The sequence below is a fragment of the Leifsonia sp. 1010 genome, from assembly GCF_031455295.1.
GTDB lineage: Bacteria > Actinomycetota > Actinomycetes > Actinomycetales > Microbacteriaceae > Leifsonia.
Genome location: NZ_JAVDSL010000001.1, coordinates 936,045 through 959,309 on the forward strand (window position 1 = coordinate 936,045; position 23,265 = coordinate 959,309).

Consider the following 23,265-nt stretch of genomic DNA (forward strand, 5'->3'; position numbering starts at 1 on the left):
GATCCACCGTCGGCACTCGTCTCATCCGGCCTGCTGAGCACCCGCGACCGGGATGGTCACCGGCCGGGCGTCGCGCATGAAGCGTTCGACATCCGGGTCGACCGTGATGTCGCTCGGCCGCAGCGGCCTCGTGAGGTACAGCCCGTCGAGAGTCGTGATCCGGCTCAGCGCGACGTACGTCTGGCCCGAGGTGAACGCACGCGTCCCGAGATCGACGATCGCCGCGTCGTAGGTCTTGCCCTGCGACTTGTGGATGGTGACGGCCCACGCCAGCCGCAGCGGGAATTGCGTGAACTCCGCAACGACGTCCTTCGTCAGCTTCTTCGTCTCGGGCGACCAGGTGTACTTGAACTTCTCCCAGATGGCCGGCTCGACCTCGTGCACCTCGCCATCGACGTCCACGTAGACGTTGGAGTCGATGCGCGTGACCGTGCCGATGGTGCCGTTCACCCAGCGCGGCCCGTCGCCCTGGCCCACGTCGTTGCGCAGGAACATCACCTGGGCGCCCACCTTGAGCTCGAGCGACTCGTCGGCCGGGAAGTTGCGTCCGCCGAAGTCGCCGCTGACCTCGGCCTTGGCGGTGAGTGCGCGGCCAGGCAGTCGCTCCAGCGCCTGCGCGTTGATCCGGTTCACCGTGTCGTTGCGGGTGGCGAGCGTGATGGTCCCGTCGTCGGGCGCCGGGCGCGCGCCGACCTCGTTCAGCCGGTCGGCGATCTCCTTGGTGACCTGTCCGTGGCGCACGGCATTGAGCATGAACCGGAAGTCGGACTCGTGCTGGCGGTGCACCTGCAGCAGCTCGACGATGCGCAGGTCGGTCTCCTGCCAGACCCGCGCGTCGAAGAACCACATCGAGCGGTAGGTGTCGGCGAAGTAGGCGCGCTCCTCGCGGTCGCCGGGGACCGGGGCCAGCTGGTACGGATCGCCGAACAGCACGACCTGGACGCCGCCGAACGGCTCGCCCGCCCGCTGACGTGCCTGACGCAGACTGCGGTCCACCGCATCCATCAGGTCGGCGTTCACCATCGAGACCTCGTCGATGACGAGAGTGTCGATGCTGTTCAGCAGCTTGCGCAGCTCGGCGCTCTGGTCGATGGCGTGGTCGGCGATGACGCCGATCGGCAGCCGGAAGAGCGAGTGGATGGTCTGGCCGCCGACGTTGAGCGCCGCGACACCCGTCGGGGCCGCGATGACCAGCGACTTCTCGGTGTTCCACGAGAGGTGGTTGAGCAGCGTCGACTTGCCCGTGCCGGCTCGGCCGGTCACGAAGACATGCTCGCGGGTGTGCTCGATGAGCTCGAATACCGCCTGCTGCTCCGGCGAGAGGGAAAGCCGGCCCATCCCCGCCCCTTCCGTGTCGCCCGACCTGCCGGACTACTCTAACCCGGCGCAGTGCCCCGGAGCCGCTCATCCACAGGACCCTAGGATGGCCTCATGGCTGTGGGGGATGCGCACGCGCACCGACGCGCCGTCCTGATCTGGTCGGGTGTCGGCGTCCTCCTGATCGCCGCCTTCCTGGCGGGGCTCGGCGCCGTCCAGCGCGCCTACTACAGCCCGAGCGGTTTCGTCACGGCCTTCGCCGAGTCGATCGCCGCCCATGACGTGTCCACTGCGCTCGCGATGCCGGGAGCCGACCCCACCGCCTCGGCGCTGGACGCCGCCCGCCTCCCGGTGGGTGCCTCCCGCGAGCTGCTGCGCTCGGACATCCTCCCGACCGTGCGCGACATCGAGGTCACCTCCGACACCACCGGTGGGGATGGTGTCCACACCGTCGTCGTGCGGGCCGTCGCGAACGGCGATCCCGTCTCCGCGACCTTCCGCGTGCGCAAGACGGGAGCCGCGCTCGGGATTCTGCCCACCTGGTCGTTCGCGACCTCGCCCGTCGGCGTCGCGCGCATCACCGTCGCGCACGCACCCACCTTCACGGTCGGAGGCCACACCGTGAACCCGCGGGCCGCGTCGCCGGATCAGCCCGCGAACGCCTTCACGGTCTCCGCCGACTACCTCGTGCTGCCGCTCGCGCCGCTCGAGCTGACCCACAGCTCGCGCTACGTCCGTGCCACGCCTGTCGCCGCATCCGCCTCGCCCGGCCGGATCACCGAGACGACACTGGATGCGCAGCCCACCCCCGCGTTCACCTCCGCGGTGCAGAAGCAGGTCGACGGCTTCCTCGACCGCTGCGCCGAGCAGCACGTGCTGCAACCCGCCGGGTGCCCCTTCGGCGTCGAGATCGACGACCGGGTGCAGGGCGACCCCTCCTGGTCGATCGACACCTACCCTGACGTCCGGCTGCAGGCGGGCGACGCGGGATGGGTCACCGGCCGGATGGTCGGCGTCGCGCACCTCGACGTGACCGTGCAGTCGCTGTTCGACGGAACGGTGACCCCGCGCAGCGATCCCGAACCGTTCGCCATGAGCCTCAGCAGTGTCACCATCCGCCCGGACGGCTCGCTCGACATCGTCGTCGCGCAGGAGCCCTGAGCCGGGCCTCGCTCGGGCCTGCCCCGCGTGACGGTCAGCGGGAGACGCGGTCCCGGTCGGCCATGCGCGCCAGCCGCTCGTTGTACGCGTTCAGCTCCGCGTCGCCGGTGCGATCCGCATTCCGGTCGCGCCGCTTCGTCTCACGCTCGTCGCTGCGGCTCCACTGGATCGCCACGACGATGGCGAGGATGACCGTGGGGATCTCGCCGATGCTCCACGCGATCCCGCCACCGGCCTGCTGATCGACCAGCGGGGAGTCGCCCCACGTGCGGCCCATGGCGCCGAACCAGTCGGCCAGCAGCAGCCCGTGCATCTGCATGATCGAGAGCCCGAAGAAGGCGTGGAACGCCATCGTGAGCAGCAGCAGGAGCAGCCGGAACGGGTAGGGGAGCCGGTACTTGACCGGATCGATCCCGATCAGCGACTGCACGAACAGGTAGCCGGTGATCAGGAAGTGCACGATCATCCACTCGTGCCCGATGTGGTCGGTCGTCGCCCACCGGAAGACAGGCGTGTAGTAGAAGACCCAGAGCGACCCGGCGAACAGGATCGCCGCGACGATCGGGTTGGAGATCACACCCGCGAAGCGCGAGTGCACGGCGAGGAGCAGCCACTCGCGGCCGCCGCGCGAACCGTCGCGACGCTTCCGGATCGCCCGCGCCGCCAGGGTGATCGGAGCACCCGGGACCAGCAGCAGGGGCACGCCCATCGTCAGCACCATGTGCGCCGACATGTGGGCCGAGAACAGGTACTTCTCGTAGACGTTGACGCCGCCGTTGGTGATGTAGAACAGCAGGACGATGCCCAGCGTCCACAGCACCGTGCGGTAGATCGGCCACGCGTCGCCGCGTTTGCGCAGCCGCCAGACCCCGGCGAAGTAGAAGAACAGGCCGAAGGCGCAGGCCAGCACCCACAGCAGGTCGAAGTTCCACGAGGTGAAGAGCCGGTCCCAGGTGAGCGCGGGAGGCAGCTTCTCTCCGGTGAGGATCTCGGCGGGCGTCGGGGTGGCCGCACGCGTCTCCGGGACGGGCGTGACCGTGCGTGCGAGCGCTGCGGCGACCCCGGACGCGATGCCCATGAACGCCAGCTCGGCCACCACGATCCACCAGAAGCTCCGCGGCTCGCCGGACTGCTTGAGGCGACCGATCAGGTACCGCCGCTGCGTCAGGCCGAACAGGCCGAGCACGACGAGGGCTGCCACCTTGACCAGAACCAGGATGCCGTACGGCGTCGCCAGCTCGGCCAGGGTTCCGACGCGGAGTTCGGCGTTGACGTACCCGGAGGCGGCGACGACGACGAAGCAGATCAGCGCCACGGTCGAATACCGCTCCAGGACGGTGACGAGGCGTCCGTTGCCCAGCCGCTGCTTCACCACGATGAGCGTCACCAGGCCGCCCAGCCAGATCGCCGCGAACAGCACGTGGAGACCGAACGACGTCACCGCTGCGTCGTGGCCGGCCGCCTCGGCGCTGTGGCCCTGCTGCGCCATGGGCACGACCGTGGCCATGGCCAGGAGGGTGACGAAGACGATCGCCGTCTGGTTGCGCACGGCGAAGCAGAGCACCGTGACGGCCGCGGCGATGAGGGTGATCCCGAGCCACGCCTGGCCGAGCGAAACACTGGTGATGAACGAGCTGAGCCCGTTGCTGAACGTCGCGTCGAACGACCAGGGCACGTTCGAGACACTGACGAAGGTGAACAGTCCTGTCGCAGCTGATGCGACCGTCATCACCGCGGCGCTGCCGGCCGCGAAGTCGAGCGCGTTGCCGTACTCGTCGCGATCCGGGCTGAACGCGAAGCAGGCCAGGACGAGGGCGCCCACCGTGCCCGCCAGGCTGAGGTTGACCACGAGGGTCGCCGCGGGGAGTCCCCAGCGCACGAGCGCACCCGGGTCGGCCAGCAGCGGCGCGTTCGCTCCTCCGCCGTACGCGAGGGCGGCGATCATCGCCGCCACTGCTGCGACGAGCAGCGCGGCAGGGCCGATCACGCGGAGGATTCGAGGCACCCGTCCAGCCTACGTCCCCGGCCCTGGACGGCCGCCCACAGACTGTTCGCCGTCAGCCCGCCGGAGATACGACGAGGGCGGCGCCGCACGATGCGGCGCCGCCCTCAGGCAAAGCTGGGAAGGACTACTTGACGGCAGCCTTGAGCTTCGAGCCCGCGGTCAGCTTGACGCGGTGGCCGGCCGGGATGGAGATCTCCTCGCCGGTCTGCGGGTTGCGGCCGGTGCGGGCAGCGGTCTCGCTGCGCTCGGCGGCGAGCCAGCCGGGGATGGTGACCTTGCCGCCCTTGGCGACGGTCTCGCTGATGGTGCTGAAGAACGCGTCGACGACGCTCGAGACGGTGGCCTGGCTCTGACCCGACGCCGCAGCGACGGCAGCAACGAGCTCGGTCTTGTTCAGGTTGTCAGCCATTGAGTGTCCTCCTCGGACCTTGTGCTGGATCTACAGCTATCTTGTGGAACGGTTGAGGCCACTGAGGGCCGTAACGTTTGGTCGGTTGACCGCCTTGAATGTATCAGAAACCCGCGGAAACACGCGGAACTTCGCCCTCTTTCACCGACATCGGACCGGATGCGCAGCTTCGAGCATCCATTCGGGTACGGCAAAGGGGCGCCCGGCCGAAGCCGGACGCCCCTCGAGGTGCGTTGTCGCGCTGGGTTACCAGCTCGACTTGGTGATGCCGGGCAACTCGCCGCGGTGCGCCATGTCACGGAAACGGACACGCGAGATACCGAACTTGCTGAGGTTTCCGCGCGGACGGCCGTCGACCGCGTCGCGGTTGCGCACGCGGATCGGGGAGGCGTCGCGGGGCAGCTTCTGCAGGCCGAGACGTGCGGCCTCGCGCGACTCGTCGGAGCCGTTCGGGTCGACGAGAGCCTTCTTCAGCTCGGCACGCTTCGCGGCGTAGCGCTCGACGATGACCTTGCGCTGCTCGTTCTTGGCGATCTTTGACTTCTTGGCCATGTTTAGCGCTCCTCTCGGAAGTCGACGTGCTTGCGCACTACGGGGTCGTACTTCTTGAGCACGAGTCGGTCGGGGTCGTTGCGGCGGTTCTTGCGGGTCACGTAGGTGTACCCGGTGCCCGCCGTCGAACGGAGCTTGATGATCGGACGGACGTCCTGCTGCTTCGCCATGCTTAGATCTTCTCCCCACGGGCCAGGAGGTCCTTGACCACGGACTCGATGCCACGGGCGTCGATGACCTTGATGCCCTTGGCGCTCAGGGTCAGGGTGACGTTACGGCGAAGCGACGGCACGTAGTACGTCTTCTTCTGGATGTTCGGGTCGAACCGGCGCTTCGTGCGACGGTGCGAGTGCGAGATGTTGTGACCGAAGCCGGGAACGGCTCCAGTCACCTGGCACACTGCTGCCATTGCTTTCTTCTCCAATACCGTGGTGCCGGTCGGCACCACCCAAGGTCACTTGTCGGCATACGACTTCCCCGTCTTCTTCGTGATGGGGGTTTCGCATACGATCTGAGCGGGAGGAGCCCACTCAGCCAAACATCCATGCTACGGCATGGATGCGGTACCGGCCAAATCGCTCTTGGCCGTGCACGCGGCGCACAGTCCGAAGACGTCGACGACGTGCTGCGCCTGCGTGAATCCATGGGCCGCGGCGGCCTGCCGCGCCCACTGCTCGACCGCATCCGCCTCGATCTCCACCGTCAGCCCGCAGTTGCGGCAGATCAGGTGGTGATGGTGGCCGGTGGTGCAGGCGCGGTACAGGCTCTCGCCCTCGGGCGACTGGAGCGAGTCGGCGTCTCCTTCAGCCGCGAGGTCGGCGAGCGCGCGATACACGGTGGCCAGGCCGATCGGGGAGCCCGCCTCGTGCAGGCTCAGGTGCAGCCCCTGCGCGCTGATGAAGCCCTCCGTCGAGGTCAGAGCCTCACGGACGGCCTCCCGCTGCCAGGTGTTCCGCTTCACCATCCCAGGCTAGCCCGCCTGGCTCACGAGTCGCCGAGAAGTCGTCGCCGCACCACGGCGGCGCACGCGCCGGCCGCCCACGATGCGGCACACGACGTAGATCACGAACGAGATCGTCGTCACGTAGGGGCTGATGGGGAGCGCGCTGCCCAGAGCGAGCAGGATCCCGCCGACCACCGAGACCAGGGCGAAGACCACGCTGAGCACCGGGACACCGAGCGGCGACGACGAGATGCGCATCGCGGCCGCGGCGGGTGTGACCAGCAGCGAGAGCACGAGCAGCGCGCCCACGATCTGGACGGACACGGCGACGGCCAGGCCGAGCAGCACCATGAAGGCCAGGGCGACGAACCGGGTCGGGACGCCGCGTGAGGCGGCGACGTCCGCATCCAGACTGTCGAAGGTCAGGGGCCGCCACATCAGCAGCAGCGCGACCAGCACGATCGCGCCGATGATCAGCAGCCAGCCGAGCTGCGGGTCGTCGACCGAGACGATCTGCCCGGTGAGCAGCCCGAACTTGTTCGCGCTGCGACCGGGGTAGAGCGCGAGCGCCAGGATGCCGAGCCCGAGGCCGAAGGGCATCAGCACGGCGATGATCGAGTTGCGGTCGCGGGCTTTCGCCCCGAGGAGACCGATCAGCACGGCCGCGACCAGCGATCCGGCGAGCGACCCCGCCACGACGTTGACGCCGAACAGCAAAGCGATCGCCGCTCCGGCGAACGACAGCTCGCTGATCCCGTGCACGGCGAACGCCATGTCGCGCTGCATCACGAACACGCCGATCAGACCGCCGACGATGCCGAGGATCGCCCCGGCGAAGATCGAGTTCTTCACCAGCAGGAGCAACTCGCCGTAGTCGGTGAAGTCGAACAGCTGCTGCCAGATGTCAAGGTGCATCATGCCGCCGGCTCCGAGTGCTCGGTGTGGATGTGGTGGTCGTGCGTCTCGGCGTCCGGGATGCCCACGACCACGATCCTGCCGCGGCTGCGGATGACATCCACCGGCGTCCCGTACAGGTCGGTCAGCACGTCGCTGCGCAGGACCTCGTCCGGTGTGCCCGTGCGGAAGCCTCCGCCGGCCAGGTACAGGACGCGGTCGACCATCCCGAGCACCGGATTCACGTCGTGGGTCACGAAGACGACGGCGCTTCCGTGGTCGCGGCGCCGGCGGTCGATGAGCTCGCTCACGCCGCGCTGGTGCTGGAGGTCGAGCGAGAGCAGCGGCTCGTCGCAGAGCAGCAGGGCCGGGTCGCCGGCGAGCGCCTGCGCCACACGCAGCCGCTGCTGCTCGCCGCCGGACAGCGAACCGACCGCCGTGTCCGCGTAGCGGCGGGCGCCCACGGAGTCGATGAGCCGGTCGACCTGCTCGCGGTCGGAGCGGCGGGGGAGCGGCAGCCCCCAGCGGTGACCGTTGACGCCGAGGGCGACGAGGTCGCGGGCGCGCATGGGCGTGCCGGCCGGGATGAGCTTCTGCTGCGGGATGTAGCCGATCCGTCGGTCGCCCCGGCGTACCGGGTGCCCCTCGAAGGCGATCTCTCCGCTGTCGAGGTGCTGCTGCCCGAGGATGGTCCGCAGCAGACTCGTCTTGCCGGAGCCGTTCGGCCCGAGCACCGCGACGAACTCGCCCGCGTGCACGTCGAGGTCGAGACCGCTCCAGAGGGTGCGGTCGCCGAAGCCGAGCGACGCATCGCGCAGCCGGAGCACCACGTCCCGGGAGTCGGGGACGGGCACGCGTTCGAGCGGTTCGGTCACTTCGCCAGCGCACCCTTCACGGCGTCGAGGGTGCCGCTCATCCACTCGATGTAGTGCTTGCCCTCCGGGAGGGTCTCGGTGACCGGGACGACCGGGATGCCGGCCGCCTTGGCCGCAGCGAGGACCTTCTCGGTCTCGGCGCCGGTGGTCTGCTCGTTGTAGGCGAGGAGCTTCACCTGGTGACCGCTGAACAGCTGGAGGGTGTCCTTCAGCACGACGGGGGAGACGTCGTTCTCCTCCTCGATCGCCTCGCTGAACTTCTCGGGGGTCTTGTTGACCAGCCCGATGGCGTCGAGCAGGTACAGCGGAACGGGCTCGGTGATGGCCACGCCTTCGCCGGCGTAGGCCGACTTCAGCTGCGCCTCGGTGGCCTCGAGGGCCGACAGCTTCTCGCCGAACGCCGCGGCGTTCTTCTCGAACGCGGCCTTCTGAGACGGATCCGCCGCCGACAGCGCGTCGGTGAGCGCGTCGGCGAACTTCTGCACCGTGGGGACGTCGTACCAGACGTGCTCGTTGAGTTCACCGTCGACGGGCTTCTTGCCCGAGAGGTCGACGACGTTCAGGACCTTCACGTCGCTGTTCTTCGCGCCCTTCACCAGGTTCTGCATGTAGTCGTCGTAGCCCCCGCCGTTCTCGATGACGACGTCGGCCTTCGACACCGCGAGCTGGTTCTGGGCGCTCGCCTCGAAGGAGTGCGGATCCTGTGCGGGGTCGGTCATCAGCGAGGTGACGTGCACGGCGTCGCCGCCGATGGTGGTCGCGATGTCGCCGTACACATCGGTGCTGGCGACGACGCGCACGGTGCCATCGTCGGAGCCGGCCGACGACGAGGAGGAGCAGCCGGCCAGGGTCAGGCCGATGGCGGCTGCGGTGAGGGCGGAGACGAGAGAACGCGTCTTCATGGGTGAGCCTGTCTAAGTCGCGAGCGACGTGAAGAAGTGGATGCCCGCGGTCGCGGGCACCGGCTCACATTACGGCTTATTGAAAATGATTGTCAAATTCAGTCGAGGAGCAGCGCGGGCTCTTCGATGATCGACGCGACATCCGCCAGGAAGCGCGACGCCACGTCCCCGTCGACGACGCGGTGGTCGAACGACGCGCCCAGCGTGGTGACGAAACGCGGACGAACCTCGCCGTCGACCACCCAGGGCTTCTGCTTGATCGTGCCGAGCGCCACGATGCCGACCTCGCCCGGGTTCAGGATGGGCGTACCGGTATCCATCCCGAACACACCGATGTTCGTGATGGTGATCGTGCCGCCGCTCATGTCGGCCGGCGGCGTCTTGCCGTCGCGCGCCGTGAGGGTCAGCTGCTCGAGGGCTCGCGCCAGCTCGAGCAGTGTCATGCCCTGCGCCTCCTTGATGTTCGGCACGATGAGGCCGCGAGGGGTCGCTGCGGCGATCCCGAGGTTCACGTAATGGCGGACGATGATCTCCTCGTCCGTCCATGCCGAGTTGACGGTGGGGTTGCGGCGGACCGCCCAGATGATCGCCTTCGCCATGATCAGCAGTGGGGACACCTTGATGCCCGCGAAGTCGGTCGAGTTCTTGAGGCGCTTGACGAACTCCATGGTGCGGGTGGCGTCCACGTCGACGAAGAGGCTGACGTGCGGAGCGCTGAACGCACTCGACGTCATCGCGGTGGCGATCGCCTTGCGGACGCCCTTGACGGGGATGCGCTCCTCGCGGTCGTCCGGCCACTCCGGCGTCTGGACATTGCGGAACACCGTCACCTGCGAGGCTTCGCGCAGCACGTCGTCGCGGGTGACGTCGCCGACCGGACCGGTCGGGGTGACGACGGTGATGTCGACGCCCAGGTCCTTGGCGAGCTTGCGCACGGGCGGCTTGGCGATCACCGGGCCGCCGGTGTGCGGCGTCGGAGCGGTGTGCGCCGCGGGTGCTGCGTGAGGAGCAGGCGCGGCAGGAGCCGGGGCCGGGTTCGCCTGTGCGGCCTGCGCAGCGGGAGCGGACGGAGCGGGAGCGGCGGGAGTCGCAGGCGCCGCCTGCTGTGCGACGGATCCGGAGAAGGTGACGGGCAGGGATGCCGTGCCCGGGTGCGTGACCCGCCGGCGACGGCTCGATCCGTGACCGGCGGAGCCGTAGCCGACGAGCACGGCGCCGGCCTTCGGCTCCTCCTCGTGCGAGACGCTCGCGGCGGTGTCGGCCGCGACCTCCTCGGCGGGCTCGGGCTCACGGACGGGAGCCTCGGCGGGCTCCCCACCGGCCGTCACCGTGAAGATCGGGGTGCCGACCTCGACGGTCTGGCCTTCGGAGACGAGGAGTTCGCCGACCGTTCCCTCGAACGGCGACGGCAGCTCGACGAGCGATTTCGCGGTCTCGATCTCGACGATCACCTGGTTGACCGCGACCTGCTCGCCCGGGGTCACCTTCCACGAGACGATCTCCGCCTCGGTCAGGCCCTCGCCCACATCGGGCAGGAGGAACTGGGACTCGCTCATGTGCGACTTCTCTCTGTCGGTCTCGCGGCGGGCAGCCCCGCCGATGTATGCGCCGGGCGTCAGTAGGCGAGCGCCCGGTCGACGGCCTCGAGGATGCGGTCGGCGTCGGGGAGGTAGAGCTCCTCGAGCTTCGCCGGCGGGAAGGGGACGTCGAAGCCGGCGACGCGCATGACGGGCGCCTCCAGCGAGTAGAAGGCCTTCTCGGCGACGGTCGCCGCGACCTCGGAACCCACCGACACGTTGCTCGGCGCCTCCTGCGCGATGATCAGTCGGCCGGTCTTCTGCACGGATGCGATCACCGGACCGTAGTCGACGGGCGAGAGGGAGCGGAGGTCGATGACCTCGAGGCTCCGGCCCTCCTCGGCGGCGAGTTCGGCGGCACGCAGTGCGACGCTCACCATGCCGGCCCACGCGACGATGGTCGCGTCCGTTCCGGCTCGGACGACCCGGCTGGCGTGCAGCGGCATGGGGTTCTCGACCAGGTCGACTTCGCCCTTCGGCCAGTAGCGGCTCATCGGCTCGAAGAAGACGACGGGGTCGTCGGAGCGGATCGCCTCCTGGATCATCCAGTAGGCGTCGTGCGGCGTGGACGGGGCGACCACGCGCAGACCTGCGGTGTGCGCGAAGTACGCCTCGGGAGCCTCCTGGTGGTGCTCGACGGCCCCGATGTGTCCGCCGTGCGGGATCCGGATGACGACAGGGAACGGGACGCGGCCGCTGTGGCGGTTGGTCATCTTCGCGAGCTGCGTCGTGATCTGGTCGAAGCCGGGGAAGACGAAGCCGTTGAACTGGATCTCGACGACCGGACGGTATCCACGCATAGCGAGGCCGATCGCCGTTCCGATGATGCCGGCCTCGGCGAGCGGCGTGTCCATCACCCGTTGCGGCCCGAACTCCTTCTGCAGCCCCTCCGTGACGCGGAAGACGCCGCCCAGCGGGCCGATGTCCTCGCCCATCAGGATGACGCGTGGATCGTCGGCGAGCGCTCGGCGCAGACCCGCGTTCAGCGCCTTCACCATGGGGAGCGATTGGATGCGCGGCTCGGGCGCCGCATCCACAGCCGGCTCGGACTCCGCGACCGCCGGACCGGCGTGCTCGGCCTCTGCCGCCGCCTCTCCGACCTCGGCCGACGTCTGGAGGTCCGCCTGCGCGGTCTCCTGCTCCTCGACCCGGTCGGTCTCCTGCTCATCGTCGATCACGAATTCACGCGTCCACTCCTGCTCGGCGACGTGCTCTTCGAGCACCCGCGAGCCGGGGTCACTCTCGATGATTTCGACGACATCGATCGCCTGCGTGTCGAGCGACGCGGTGTCGCCGGACGCCCCGTCGTCGCGTGACTCTGCGCTATCGCCCGGATTCTCGATCAGCTCGGCCTCCACGTACTCGGCCTCGCTCCTCACGTCACTCATGCGTCACCTCCGAACGACGCCTCGTACTCCTCGAGCCAGCGTCGTTGCTCGTCCGTCACGGGATGCGGCTCACTGTAGACGTGCTGGAACATCGACGCGACAGACGGCGGTGTCAGCTCGAGCGTGCGTCGGCGAATGTCGGCGGCGAGGTCGGCCGCCTCTTCGTCCGCACTGTCGAAGAAGCCCTGCCCGACGCCCTGCTCTTCGAGGAAGACGCGGAAGCGGCGGATCGGATCGCGCTCGGCCCAGGAGGCCAGCTCCTCGTCGGTGCGGTACTTGCTCGGGTCGTCGCTGGAGGTGTGAGCGCCCATCCGGTAGGTGAGGGCCTCGATCATGCTGGGGCCTTCGCCGTTCCTGGCGTCGTCGAGGTGCTTGGCGGTCACGGCGTAGGCCGCGAGCACGTCGTTCCCGTCGATCTGGACGCCCGGGATGCCGAACCCGCTCGACCGGAGGTACAGCGGGGTACGCGACTGCGTGCTGACCGGCACGGAGATCGCCCAGTGGTTGTTCTGCAGGAAGAACACCTGCGGGGTCTGGTAGCTGGCCGCGAAGACGTACGCCTCGTTGACATCGCCCTGGCTGGTCGCGCCATCGCCGAAGTACACGATGGATGCCTCGTCCTTCGACGGGTCGCCCGTACCGACCTTGCCGTCGAGCTTCATGCCCATCGCGTAGCCGGTGGCGTGCAGGGTCTGCGAGCCGATGACGAGCGTGTAGAGGTGGAAGTTGCCGACGGCCGGGTCGGTCGGGTCCCATCCGCCGTGCGTCGTGCCGCGGAGGAGGCCGATGATCCCGATCGGATCGATGCCCCGGACCATCCCGACGGCGTGTTCACGGTAGGAGGGGAAGAGGTGGTCCTGCGGCTTGGCGGCATGCGCCGAGCCGACCTGGGCACCTTCCTGCCCCTCGCTCGGGACCCAGAGCCCGAGCTGTCCCTGCCGCTGCAGGTTCGCCGCCTCATGGTCCAAAGCGCGCACGCGAACCATGTCGCGGTAGAAGCGGCGGTAGTCGTTCTCGTCGAGCCGCTCCAGGTAAGGGAGGTATTCGGCCGACGTCTCGCTCGGCTGGAACCGGCCGTCAGCGGTCAGCAGCTGGACGGTGTTCGCCGGGCGCGGGATCTCGTTCGTCGCAACCACCTGTCTAACCTAACCGCTTGCCCGGGTGCCCATTTGGTAGGTTCCGCACAAGATCACCCGTGACCTGCAGGAGTTTCTCCACAGATTCCTCCTCGCCGACGCTGATGCGGATGCCCTCCGGCGGGAAAGCCCGCACGGTCAGCCCGGCGTCGAAGAAGGCGTCGTTGGCCTCCGCGGTCTGCTCACCGGTTGCGAGCCAGACGAAGTTGCCCTGTGCCTCCGGAACCGCCCAGCCCTGCTCGAGCAGAGCGTCGCGGAGCCGGTCGCGGCGCATCGCGACTCGAGCGACGCGCTCCATCAGCTCGTCCTCCGCCTCGATGGACGCGAGGGCCGCGACGCGGGACGCGTCGGTGACCGAGAGCGGGATGGCCGCCGAGCGGGCAGCATCCAGCACCGCCTGCGGGCCGACCGCGTAGCCGATACGCAGCGCCGCGAGCCCGTACGCCTTCGAGAACGTGCGGAGCACGACGAGGTTGGGGTAGCGGGAGAGCAGCGGGATGCCGTCGACAGCCGCATCGTCGGTGACGAACTCGTAGTACGCCTCGTCGAGCAGCACGAGCAGGTCGGACGGCACCCGTGCCATGAACGCCTCGAAGTCGGAGGCGGTCACGATGGTGCCGGTGGGGTTGTTGGGCGTGCAGACGATGACCACGCGCGTGCGTTCGGTGATCGCGCCGGCCATCGCCTCCAGGTCGTGGCTGCCGTCCGGACGGTTCGGCACCTGCACACTGGTCGCGCCCGCGACGGTCACCAGACCGGGGTAGGCCTCGAACGACCGCCAGGAGTACACGACCTCGTCGCCGACACCGGCCGCGGCCGAGATCAACTGCGAGAGCAGCGCAACGGAGCCGCTGCCGAGGTGGACCTCGCCGACGCTCACGCCGTGCCGCTCTGCCAGGCGCTCGCGCAGATCGGCCCCGCCCGCATTCGGGTAGCGGTTGAGCTCGCGCAGGGTGGCCGCCACGGCTTCGACGACCGAGGGCAGCGGCGGGAAGGGATTCTCGTTGCTCGACAGCTTGAAGCCGTCCGCCGGCGCGGGTCGACCCTGCCTGTAGGCGGGCACCGCGACGATCTCGGGCCGTAGTCTCACGCCGAGCGTGTCATCCGAACTCACAGACCCAACTTAGCCGCGCCCGCATACCGCGGGAGGAATTCCCTAGATCTGTGGATGACGCCGCCGGGCTGTGAGGCGAATCGACGAGTTGAGGAAAGCGAGGCCCAAGAAGGCGGTCTCCACGAACACGATCGCCCAGCCCGCGTCACGGAGGCGGGGGTCGAAGAGCGGGGTGGAAGCGCCGAGGAGGTACATCGCCGCCAGCCACCAGCCGATCAGCGGGCGTGCCGACAGCCTCCACCATGCCCTGGGCGCGGCGACGGGCTCTCCGAAGCCGCGGAACGAGCGCGCCGTCGCAATGACAGTGACAACCACGAGGGTCTGGGTGACCACCGAGTTCACCATGGCCGGAAGCACCAGACCGAGGCCGAGGCTGACGAGACGAATCGCCGCGTTCTGCACGACGAGCACCGCGAGTTTGTGCCACGGGTTCATCACGCGGAGCGGCCACCACTGCAGTGGCGGGTACACCTTCTTCGCCGGGACGGCCCGCAACGGCTCCGGTTCGATCAGCCCATCCGCTCTCGCCACGCGCCGACTCTAGCGCCACCCCTGTACCCCGACCCCGCTCACTGGAAGGATGAAGCCATGCGATTCCTGCTCAGACTGATCGTCAACGCCCTCGCCCTCTGGCTCACGACGCTGATCGTCAGCGGTGTGACCGTGCACCCGTACGCTCCGGACACCACCGCCACGGTGCTGACCTACCTGCTCATCGCGCTGATCTTCGGCGTGGTGAACGCGATCGTCGGCACGGTCATCCGGGTGGTCGCGTTCCCGCTGTACATCCTCACGCTCGGGCTGATCTCGCTGCTCGTCAACGCGTTCCTGCTGTTCATCGTGTCGTGGATCAGCGACGCGATGGGCTTCGGACTGCACATCGACGGCTTCTGGTGGGGCGTCCTCGGCGCGCTCGTACTGGGCATCATCGCCTGGCTGCTCGGGCTGCTCATCCGGCCTGTCCGCCGAGACTGACGTCCGCGGGCGCAGCGCGCGTGCGGGAGAATGGTCGGGTACCCGCCGCCTGATCCCGCGAGGAGCACCATGTCCGCCCTGCCTCCCCAGCCGCTCAGCCCCCTCGACGGCCGCTACCGGTCCGCCGTGATCGGCCTCGGCGACCACCTGTCGGAGGCCGGTCTGAACCGTGCACGCGTCCAGGTCGAGGTCGAGTGGTTGATCTACCTGACCGAGCACCGGATGTTCGGCTCCTCCCCGCTGACCGGTGAGCAGAAGGCCATGCTCCGGGCGCTCGCCGACGAGTTCGGGCAGGCGGAGATCGACCGGCTCGCCGAGCTGGAGGCGACGACCAAGCACGACGTGAAGGCGGTCGAGTACCTGGTGCGCGAGCGGCTGCACGCGCTCGGACTCGACCACATCGCCGAGCTCACGCACTTCGCGGCGACCAGCGAGGACATCAACAACCTCTCGTACGCCCTGACGGTGAGCGCCGCGGTGCGCGAGTCGTGGCTGCCGAAGTTCCGGGCGGTCATCGCGGAGCTCCGCGCGCAGGCGAGGCAGTACCGCGACGACGCGATGCTCGCCCGTACGCACGGGCAGCCGGCGACCCCGACGACGATGGGCAAAGAGCTCGCCGTCTTCGTTCACCGCCTCGAGCGCGTGCGCGAGCAGGTCGAGGGCGGCGTGCACCTGGGCAAGTTCAGCGGAGCGACCGGCACCTTCGCCGCGCACCTCGTGGCCGACCCGGACGCCGACTGGCCGCGCATCTCGCGCGAGTTCGTCGAGAGCCTCGGCCTCGACTGGAACCCGCTGACCACGCAGATCGAGTCGCACGACTGGCAGGCAGAGCTGTACTCGCGCATCTCGCACGCCAACCGCATCCTGCACAACCTGTGCACGGACATCTGGACGTACATCTCGCTCGGCTACTTCCGGCAGGTCCCCGAGCCGGGCGCCACCGGCTCATCGACGATGCCGCACAAGGTGAACCCGATCCGCTTCGAGAACGCCGAGGCCAACCTCGAGCTCTCCAGCGCGGTGCTCGACTCGCTCGCCGCGACGCTGGTCACCAGCCGCCTGCAGCGCGACCTGACCGACTCGACCACGCAGCGGAACATCGGCGTCGGGCTCGGTCACTCGCTGCTCGCTCTCGACAACATCGAGCGCGGACTCGGCCAGATCGCCATCGACCGCCAGGCTCTCGCCGACGACCTCGACGCCAACTGGGAGGTGCTCGCCGAGGCGATCCAGACGGTCATCCGGGCCGAGGTCACCGCCGGCCGTTCGACGATCACCGACCCGTACGCGCTGCTGAAGGAGCTGACGCGCGGCAAGCGGGTCGACCACGCGGCGCTGACCGAGTTCGTGAACGGGCTGGAGATCGGCCAGGCCGCGAAGAACCGGCTGCTGGCGCTCACTCCGGCCGGCTACATCGGTCTCGCATCGGAGCTGGTCGACTACCTGTAGGGCGCGGCGACCCCGCCAGCACGTGCGGGGAGCGGTCAGTGGCCGCGGGGCCGGTCTTCGCCCTCGGCGCGGGCCTGCGCCTTGGCGCGCGCCTCCGCATCCTGTTCGTGGATGTCCTCCACCTCGGCCTCGGTCGGCTTGAAGGCGAGCGCGAACAGGGCGAGCAGGACGACGCTGATGATGAAGGTGACGCCGAAGCCGACCCCGGCGAGCACGAACTCCCGCGTCGCGATCAGCACGATCAGGCCGACGAAGACGGCGAGCGCGGCGGAGATGCCGAGCAGTTCGACGGGCAGGAAGCGGTCGCGGCGCGTCGGCTGCAGGCTCTGGTTCACTCGGGGATCCTTCTTGCTGCGCCGGCTCACGATCCACTCTCCGCTCCGCGCGACGGGGTCCGCTCGTGCGCCGCGCTCCGCAACGTCGCCGCGCCGATGCCCTGGAAGACGCCGACGATGACGGCCCAGGCCCCGAACAGGCCGATCGCGAGCACCGCGTCGGCGGGCACGAACAGCAGGACGAGGGCCAGCACGGCGGTCAGGGCGCCGGTGATGAGCCAGTCGCGGGCGGCGGCGTCACGGCCGCGTTCGCGGACACCGTTGTAGAGCTCGAGGATGCCGGTGAGCGCCGCCCACACCGTCACCAGGTAAAGGAAGAGGCCGAGCCCGGAGTGCGACAGCACCAGGGCGAGCACGCCGGCGATCACGCCGATCGCTCCCTGCACTGCGAAGAGCACGCGGGTGATGCGGCGGCCGGCGAGCAGTGCGCTCAGCACGCCGGTGGCGAGCCCGTCGACGATCGCGAAGACCCCGAACACGATGAGGCCGAACATCGCCGTGTGCGCATCCCGGGTGAACGTGATGACCGCTGCGGCGGCCAACGCGACGACGGCACGGACGGCGGGGACGACCCAGTACCGGCTGTGCGCGTGGATGTCGGAATGCTGGGCAGGGACGGCGGTAGCCACGTAGGCCCTCTTTCATACGGGATTCGCCAACCATTCTAGTCGGCGGGTTCCTGCGCGTTCGCCCACCGACGGCCGCTCGCTCGCTACGATCGCGGCATGCGGATCGGTTTCGCGGTACTGCGCGCGGTGTTCTTCCTTCTCACCCTTGCGGCGATCATCGCCCAGTTCACCACCAGCGTCCGGTCCATCGGCGATCGGGGCGGGAACGTCGCCGGGCTGGTTGCGAACTTCTTCAGCTTCTTCACCATCGACTCGAACGTGCTGGGCGTCGTTGTGCTCGGAATCGGCGCGGTTCTGCTGATCGTGCGGAGGGGCGACGACCCGGGATGGTTCACCGGGCTGCGCGCCGCATCCGTCACCTATCTGGTGACCACCGGGGTGGTCTACAACCTGCTGCTGCGCAACATCTCGCTCGCGCAGGGGACGACGGTCGGCTGGTCGAACGAGGTGCTGCACGTCATCGCGCCCGCGTATCTCCTGATCGACTGGCTGTTCGCACCGGGTCGCACACCGCTGCGCCTGCGCTCCGTGTGGGGGATCGCCGTCTTCCCGATCTTCTGGGCGGTGTACACGCTGATCCGCGCTCCGTTCGCCGCCGACCCGGTGACGGGGAAGTCGCCGTGGTATCCGTACCCGTTCCTGAACCCGCAGACGAGCCCGAACGGCTACCTTTCCGTCGCGTTCTACGTGGTGCTGATCGCCGTCGTGATCCTCGCCGCGGGCTACGGGGTCGTGTGGATCTCGCGGCGCTGGCGGGGCGGTCGGCCCCTGCCCGACGCGGCGGCTGCGGCAGCCGGAGTCAGCTGAGCTGCGGTTCCGGCTCTTCCGCGCGGGACCAGAAGACGACAGCGGCGAGCGCCCCGACCGCGAGGAGGAACGCGCCCGTCGGCGTCACCGTGTCGGGCATCCCGTGCTGGACGAGGACGGCCGAGACGATGCCGGCTAGTGCCCCGCATCCCGCCACAACGGCGAGCGCGACCGAGATGGCGCGGGCAGCGCCGTCCAGGATGAGCCCACGGACGACCAGAGCGACAGCACCGATGAGCCACAGCGCAGAAACCGGGAACGCGAGCAGCAGCCCCAGCGGATCACGCAGCAGCACGCCCGGCGTCGCATAGATCAGGGATGCGGCCAGCACGAGCACCAGGCCCAGACCGGCGAACCCGGCGAGACGAGCCCGCTCGGTCCGCAGCCTGAGGAGCGGCGCCAGGAGAGAGGGCCAGCTGAACGCCAGGGCGAACGCCACGAACGCGAGCGCCACACTGCCTGCGCCTTGCAGCACCGGGAGGAGGATGCCGATCATGCGTCCATTGAACGCCTTCGGACGGGTTCGCGCGTCCTCCCCGAGGATGATCCCCGCCGAGGCGGGGATCGGCCATCATGGGCCCATGCTCATCCGACACCGCGGCATCGAACCGTCGATCCACGCGACCGCCTATGTCGCACCGTCCGCCGTCCTCGTCGGCGACGTCCGGGTCGGCGCCGGCGCTCGCATCCTCCACGGGGCCGTGCTCAGTGCGGAGGACGGCGAGGTGACCGTCGGCGAGGACACCGTCGTCATGGAGCACGCCGTCATCCGCGGGAGGTCGGGGCACCCCGCCCGGGTCGGCGCCGCGGTCATGGTCGGGCCGCACGCTCACGTGAACGGCAGCACCGTGGGCGATGAGGCCTTCATCGCGACCGGCGCCTCGCTCTTCCCCGGCTGCCGCGTCGGAACGGGCGCGGAGGTGCGCATCAACGGGGTCGTCCAGGTGAACACCACGCTGGAGCCCGGTGCCGTGGTCCCGATCGGATGGATCGCGGTCGGGTCGCCCGCATCCATCCTGCCGCCGGAACGGCATGACGAGATCTGGGCCATTCAGCGGGAACTGGACTTCGCCGGGACCGTCTACGGCACCGGCCCGGACGTGTCGATGCGCGAGCTCATGAGGCGGCAGTCGGAGTTCTATGGCTCTCATGCCGACGACGTGGTGATCGACGGCAGCTGACGGGACGCGCCCGAAAGCGCTCAGCCATTACCTTGCTGGAGGATGCGGACCGCGTTGCCGAAGGGATCGCGGACGCCCATGTCGGTGCCGTAGAAGTGCTCGGTCGGCTCCTGGGTGAAGTCGGTGACACCTCGCTCGCGCAGGGTCGCGTACAGGGCGCGCACGTCATCCGCGACGAAGACGAGCCCCCCACCGAGGGCGCCTTTGGTGATCAGCTCGCGGATCTGGTCCCCTGTCGCCTGGTCGTGCACGGGCGGCCCCGGCTCCTCGAGGGAGATCTCGGTCTCGCCTCCGGGGACGCGCACGGTGAGCCAGCGGTAGGTGCCCTGCTGGACGTCGTTCCCTTTCTCCAACCCGAGCTTGCCGACGTAGAAGTCCAGCGCCTCGTCCTTGTCCAGGACGAAGATGGACGCGACATTCAGCGCGGTGATCATCTTCTTCTCCGGCCCCTTCGCCTGCTCGATCCGATCGTTGTTCTGATCCTAGGAAGCGGCGGCCGCCTCGGCCTTATCCGAACGTGCTCACTTACGCGATTTGAGCGGGCGCGCCGACAGGCCGGAGTACGGCGCGCTGAACGCAATGCGGCGTGGTCGCGGGCTGGTGCTGTTTCCGGTACGCGCCCGGTGTCTCCCCGACAATCGCCACGAACGTTCTGCTGAAAGTCCCCGGGCTGCTGAAACCGACGTCGAGACAGATCTCGCTTACCGGCCGTTCGGTCTCACGCAACAGGAACATCGACCGTTCGACTCTCCGCCGCTGCAGGTACCGGTGGGGCGACTCGCCGAACACGGCACGGAAGGAGCGGCTGAAATGCGTCGGCGAGATGTGGGCGACCGCCGCGACGGCACGCACATCGAGCGGCTCGGCGTACGACCGGTCCATGGCGTCCCGGGCTCTCAGCAGGCGCCGATTGCGCTCCTCGACTTCGCGGCTCACGTCTCCAGGTTAGGAGCTCGGACCGGTGGCGTGAGGATCAGATCGGGGCCATGTCCGTGAAACGGGAGTACATGCCCTGGAACGCCACCGTGACCGTGCGGGTGGGGCCGTTACGGTGCTTGGCGACGATCAGGTCGGCCTCGCCGGCGCGCGGGTTGTCCTTCTCGTAGGCGGACTCGCGGTGAAGCAGGATGACGACGTCGGCGTCCTGCTCGATCGAGCCGGACTCACGGAGGTCGCTCAGTGCGGGGAGTTTGTCCGCGCGCTGCTCGGGACCACGGTTCAGCTGCGACAGTGCGATGACTGGAACCTGGAGCTCCTTGGCGAGGAGCTTGAGGGCACGCGAGAACTCGCTGACCTCCTGCTGGCGGCTCTCGACGCGCTTACCGCTGGTCATGAGCTGCAGGTAGTCGATGATCACCATCTTGAGTCCGACGCGCTGCTTGAGCCGGCGGCATTTCGCGCGGATCTCGACGAGGGTCATGTTGGGGCTGTCGTCGATGTAGAGGGGAGCATCGTTGATGCGGCCGCGGGTGGATGCGATCGTCGTCCAGTCGCGGTTGTCGACGGTACCCTTGCGCATGTTCTGGAGCGGAACAGTCGCCTCCGCGGAGAGGAGGCGCATCGCGATCTCGCTGCGCCCCATCTCCAGGGAGAAGAAGATGGTGGGCATGTCGTGCTTGATCGCCGCCGCGCGGGCGAAGTCGAGCGCCAGCGTCGACTTACCGAGCGCGGGTCGGGCGGCCACGATGACCATCTGACCCGGGTGGAGCCCGTTGGTCAGCTCGTCCAGCTCGGCGAAGCCGGTGGGCACGCCGGTCATCGAGCCGTCCTTGTGCTTCGCCGCCTCGATCTCGTCGATCGCGACGGTGACGGCCTCGGTCAGCGGGACGTAGTCCTCGGTCTCCTGAGTGCCCGTGACGGAGTAGATCTCGGCCTGGGCGTTGTTGACGAGGTCCAGAACCTCGCCCTCGGCCTTGTAGCCCATCTGCGTGATGCGGGTGCCGGCCTCGACGAGCCGGCGGAGCAGCGCCTTCTCGCCGACAATGTTGGCGTAGTAGCCCGCGTTGGCTGCTGTCGGGACGAGGCTGGTCAGCGTGTGGAGGTACTCGGCGCCGCCGGCGCGGGAGAGCTCGCCGATCTTTGTCAGCTCGTCTGTGACGGTGATGACGTCGGTCGGCTCGCCGTGCGAGTACAGCGACAGGATCGCGTCGTAGATGATCTCGTGCTTGGGGATGTAGAAGTCGGTGCCGCGGATCACCTCGACCACGTCGGCGACGGCGTCCTTGCTGAGGAGCATTCCACCGAGGGCGCTCTGCTCGGCAAGGAGGTCGTGCGGGGGAGTGCGCTCCGGTGAGCGGGCGTCGCCCGGGTCACGACCGTCGGCGAGACCGATATGGGCGATCGACACGTTCACTCCTCTGCTGGTCCGTTGCCTCGGGGCACGACGAAGACGCCGCGGGGTCGTTCGACGCTTTCGCGTGGACGAGTTCCCCCGGGTCGATTGTCGGGACGACCTCCGACATCGCCGCTCCTCGCGGCCGCCGTCCGTCGACGTCGATCAACCCTACGAACCCCTGTCTGCGCTGACAACTCAGCCTGTGGATAAAACTGGGGAGAATGTGGGCGAAACGCCGTAGAGCGTGTGTAGAAGGTGTGTGGAAACCTGTGGACAAGAAAGAATCTTCGGCGCTGAAACCGGCGCTGAACAGCGGTTTTACTTTCCCCAGGCTGTGTGTAAAAACTTCCTTGAACCCTGTGTTCAAGCTTGCCCGGGAAGCGTCACGCCCTGTGCACAGAACGGGGGAAAACACCCTTAACGAGAGGTAGCGGCGGGCCTTCGCCCGCCGCTACACTTCTGCCTCGTCGCGCCTACTTGGCAGCGACCACCTGCAGGCTGATGACGGCCGAGAGGTCGTCGTGCAGACGCACGGTCGCCTCGTGGTCGCCGACGACCTTGATGGGGTTCGGGAGCTCGATCTTCCGCTTGTCGAGCTCGCCGATGCCGGCCGCCTTGACGGCGTCCGCGACATCGCCGGTCTTGACCGAACCGAACAGACGGCCCTCGCGGCCCGCCTTGACGGTCAGCTTGACGCGGGTCGCCTCGAGCTTGGCCTTGAGGTCCTGAGCCTGCTCGACGGTGTGCAGCTCGCGAGCGGCGCGGGCCGCCTTGATCTGCTCGACCTGCTTCTCGCCACCACGCGACCACGCGATCGCGAAGCCCTGCGGGACGAGGTAGTTACGGGCGTAGCCGTTCTTGACGTCGACGACGTCACCGGCCGAGCCGAGGCCGGTGACCTCGTGCGTGAGAATAACCTTCGACATGTCGTTGCTCCTTAGCGGCCAGAGCCGGCGTAGGGGAGGAGCGCCATCTCGCGCGCGTTCTTGACCGCGCGGGCGATGAGACGCTGCTCCTGGACGGAGACACCGGTGATGCGACGGGCGCGGATCTTTCCACGCTCCGAGATGAACTTACGCAGGGTGGCGACGTCCTTGTAATCGATGACGCCCACGCGAACGGACTTCGCGGGAGCGGCGTTCTTGCCGTCCTTGCCCTTGCGGATCGGCTTGCGGCGGTCGCCGCTCGACTTTCCAGCCATGGTTTCCTTTGCTTTCCGCCCGACCCGGCCTCCGGCCGGCGGGCTGATGATGTATGCCCCTCTGCGGAGGAGCGAGTCTC

General features: G+C 68.6%; 28 protein-coding genes. 5 read left to right on the top strand and 23 right to left on the bottom strand.

All coding sequences use genetic code 11. The annotated features are described in order from the left end of the window. Positions 1–21: 21 nt before the first annotated feature. Entirely contained in the window at positions 22–1,338 is a 1,317-nt protein-coding gene (locus J2Y42_RS04490; RefSeq protein WP_018188982.1) for an ATP-dependent RecD-like DNA helicase, read from the bottom strand. Positions 1,339–1,431: 93 nt separating this feature from the next. On the opposite strand from J2Y42_RS04490, the gene J2Y42_RS04495 reads away from it, so the two are divergent. After that, entirely contained in the window at positions 1,432–2,478 is a 1,047-nt protein-coding gene (locus J2Y42_RS04495) for a hypothetical protein (protein WP_309855423.1), read from the top strand. A gap of 34 nt (positions 2,479–2,512) precedes the next feature. On the opposite strand, the gene J2Y42_RS04500 is transcribed toward J2Y42_RS04495, so the two are convergent. The 14 genes from J2Y42_RS04500 to J2Y42_RS04565 all read right to left on the bottom strand — a co-directional run bounded on the left by J2Y42_RS04500 (position 2,513) and on the right by J2Y42_RS04565 (position 14,804). Continuing rightward, entirely contained in the window at positions 2,513–4,423 is a 1,911-nt protein-coding gene (locus J2Y42_RS04500; RefSeq protein WP_396427149.1) for a cytochrome c oxidase assembly protein, read from the bottom strand. Positions 4,424–4,607: 184 nt separating this feature from the next. Further along, positions 4,608–4,892: an HU family DNA-binding protein gene (locus J2Y42_RS04505; protein ID WP_018188985.1), complete on the bottom strand. Its 285-nt coding sequence runs from the start codon at positions 4,890–4,892 to the stop codon at positions 4,608–4,610. Between the two features lie 246 nt (positions 4,893–5,138). Further along, entirely contained in the window at positions 5,139–5,444 is a 306-nt protein-coding gene (rpsN, locus tag J2Y42_RS04510) for a 30S ribosomal protein S14 (protein ID WP_018188986.1), read from the bottom strand. Positions 5,445–5,446: 2 nt separating this feature from the next. After that, positions 5,447–5,614, bottom strand: a complete 168-nt coding sequence (gene rpmG, locus J2Y42_RS04515; RefSeq protein ID WP_018188987.1) for a 50S ribosomal protein L33 — start codon at positions 5,612–5,614, stop codon at positions 5,447–5,449. 2 nt (positions 5,615–5,616) lie between these two features. After that, positions 5,617–5,853, bottom strand: coding sequence for a 50S ribosomal protein L28 (rpmB, locus tag J2Y42_RS04520; RefSeq protein WP_018188988.1), 237 nt, complete (start codon positions 5,851–5,853; stop codon positions 5,617–5,619). A gap of 138 nt (positions 5,854–5,991) precedes the next feature. Next, positions 5,992–6,408 (bottom strand): Fur family transcriptional regulator, encoded by a 417-nt coding sequence (locus J2Y42_RS04525; protein ID WP_020076214.1) that lies wholly within the window; start codon positions 6,406–6,408, stop codon positions 5,992–5,994. Between the two features lie 6 nt (positions 6,409–6,414). Continuing rightward, a complete protein-coding gene (locus tag J2Y42_RS04530; protein ID WP_309855431.1) occupies positions 6,415–7,305 on the bottom strand; it encodes a metal ABC transporter permease in 891 nt (296 codons plus the stop codon). Continuing rightward, on the bottom strand, positions 7,302–8,156 hold the full coding sequence (locus J2Y42_RS04535; protein ID WP_309855434.1) for an ATP-binding cassette domain-containing protein: 855 nt from the start codon (positions 8,154–8,156) through the stop codon (positions 7,302–7,304). The genes J2Y42_RS04530 and J2Y42_RS04535 overlap by 4 nt, the downstream gene beginning before the upstream one ends. Beyond that, on the bottom strand, positions 8,153–9,058 hold the full coding sequence (locus J2Y42_RS04540) for a metal ABC transporter solute-binding protein, Zn/Mn family (protein ID WP_309855436.1): 906 nt from the start codon (positions 9,056–9,058) through the stop codon (positions 8,153–8,155). The genes J2Y42_RS04535 and J2Y42_RS04540 overlap by 4 nt, the downstream gene beginning before the upstream one ends. A 98-nt stretch (positions 9,059–9,156) precedes the next feature. Then, positions 9,157–10,614: a dihydrolipoamide acetyltransferase family protein gene (locus tag J2Y42_RS04545; RefSeq protein WP_309855438.1), complete on the bottom strand. Its 1,458-nt coding sequence runs from the start codon at positions 10,612–10,614 to the stop codon at positions 9,157–9,159. 59 nt (positions 10,615–10,673) lie between these two features. Then, positions 10,674–11,633, bottom strand: coding sequence for an alpha-ketoacid dehydrogenase subunit beta (locus J2Y42_RS04550; RefSeq protein WP_309858016.1), 960 nt, complete (start codon positions 11,631–11,633; stop codon positions 10,674–10,676). Positions 11,634–12,019: 386 nt separating this feature from the next. Continuing rightward, on the bottom strand, positions 12,020–13,159 hold the full coding sequence (pdhA, locus tag J2Y42_RS04555) for a pyruvate dehydrogenase (acetyl-transferring) E1 component subunit alpha (RefSeq protein WP_309855439.1): 1,140 nt from the start codon (positions 13,157–13,159) through the stop codon (positions 12,020–12,022). 4 nt (positions 13,160–13,163) lie between these two features. Beyond that, the gene (locus J2Y42_RS04560) at positions 13,164–14,273 is read right to left on the bottom strand and encodes a pyridoxal phosphate-dependent aminotransferase (protein ID WP_309855440.1); all 1,110 of its coding nucleotides are present in this window, start codon (positions 14,271–14,273) and stop codon (positions 13,164–13,166) included. Positions 14,274–14,315: 42 nt separating this feature from the next. Further along, a complete protein-coding gene (locus tag J2Y42_RS04565; RefSeq protein ID WP_309855442.1) occupies positions 14,316–14,804 on the bottom strand; it encodes a hypothetical protein in 489 nt (162 codons plus the stop codon). Positions 14,805–14,861: 57 nt separating this feature from the next. Here J2Y42_RS04565 and J2Y42_RS04570 point away from each other — a divergent pair, with 57 nt between their 5' ends. Then, the gene (locus tag J2Y42_RS04570; protein ID WP_309855444.1) at positions 14,862–15,248 is read left to right on the top strand and encodes a phage holin family protein; all 387 of its coding nucleotides are present in this window, start codon (positions 14,862–14,864) and stop codon (positions 15,246–15,248) included. Between the two features lie 69 nt (positions 15,249–15,317). Further along, positions 15,318–16,697, top strand: a complete 1,380-nt coding sequence (purB, locus tag J2Y42_RS04575) for an adenylosuccinate lyase (RefSeq protein ID WP_309855446.1) — start codon at positions 15,318–15,320, stop codon at positions 16,695–16,697. A gap of 35 nt (positions 16,698–16,732) precedes the next feature. On the opposite strand, the gene J2Y42_RS04580 is transcribed toward purB, so the two are convergent. Then, a complete protein-coding gene (locus J2Y42_RS04580) occupies positions 16,733–17,032 on the bottom strand; it encodes a hypothetical protein (protein ID WP_309855449.1) in 300 nt (99 codons plus the stop codon). A 26-nt stretch (positions 17,033–17,058) separates the two neighbouring features. Further along, entirely contained in the window at positions 17,059–17,661 is a 603-nt protein-coding gene (locus J2Y42_RS04585) for a DUF308 domain-containing protein (RefSeq protein ID WP_020076203.1), read from the bottom strand. A 96-nt stretch (positions 17,662–17,757) separates the two neighbouring features. On the opposite strand from J2Y42_RS04585, the gene J2Y42_RS04590 reads away from it, so the two are divergent. After that, positions 17,758–18,468, top strand: a complete 711-nt coding sequence (locus J2Y42_RS04590; protein ID WP_309855452.1) for a Pr6Pr family membrane protein — start codon at positions 17,758–17,760, stop codon at positions 18,466–18,468. Here the strand turns inward: J2Y42_RS04590 and J2Y42_RS04595 are convergent. After that, positions 18,461–18,964 (bottom strand): hypothetical protein, encoded by a 504-nt coding sequence (locus tag J2Y42_RS04595; protein ID WP_309855453.1) that lies wholly within the window; start codon positions 18,962–18,964, stop codon positions 18,461–18,463. The two genes, J2Y42_RS04590 and J2Y42_RS04595, sit on opposite strands and share 8 nt — an antisense overlap. An 85-nt stretch (positions 18,965–19,049) precedes the next feature. Between J2Y42_RS04595 and J2Y42_RS04600 the strand changes: the two genes are divergently transcribed. Next, entirely contained in the window at positions 19,050–19,649 is a 600-nt protein-coding gene (locus J2Y42_RS04600) for a gamma carbonic anhydrase family protein (protein WP_309855455.1), read from the top strand. A 20-nt stretch (positions 19,650–19,669) separates the two neighbouring features. Here J2Y42_RS04600 and J2Y42_RS04605 read toward each other — a convergent pair whose 3' ends face one another. The 5 genes from J2Y42_RS04605 to rpsR all read right to left on the bottom strand — a co-directional run bounded on the left by J2Y42_RS04605 (position 19,670) and on the right by rpsR (position 23,185). After that, entirely contained in the window at positions 19,670–20,083 is a 414-nt protein-coding gene (locus J2Y42_RS04605; protein ID WP_309855457.1) for a VOC family protein, read from the bottom strand. A gap of 91 nt (positions 20,084–20,174) precedes the next feature. Continuing rightward, positions 20,175–20,585 (bottom strand): AraC family transcriptional regulator, encoded by a 411-nt coding sequence (locus J2Y42_RS04610; protein WP_309855458.1) that lies wholly within the window; start codon positions 20,583–20,585, stop codon positions 20,175–20,177. Positions 20,586–20,622: 37 nt separating this feature from the next. After that, positions 20,623–21,996, bottom strand: a complete 1,374-nt coding sequence (dnaB, locus tag J2Y42_RS04615; protein WP_018189010.1) for a replicative DNA helicase — start codon at positions 21,994–21,996, stop codon at positions 20,623–20,625. 461 nt (positions 21,997–22,457) lie between these two features. Next, positions 22,458–22,910 carry a 50S ribosomal protein L9 gene (rplI, locus tag J2Y42_RS04620; protein WP_121263114.1) on the bottom strand — a complete coding sequence of 151 codons (453 nt, stop codon included), beginning with the start codon at positions 22,908–22,910 and terminating at the stop codon, positions 22,458–22,460. 11 nt (positions 22,911–22,921) lie between these two features. Further along, positions 22,922–23,185, bottom strand: a complete 264-nt coding sequence (gene rpsR, locus J2Y42_RS04625) for a 30S ribosomal protein S18 (protein ID WP_018189012.1) — start codon at positions 23,183–23,185, stop codon at positions 22,922–22,924. Positions 23,186–23,265 lie beyond the last annotated feature (80 nt).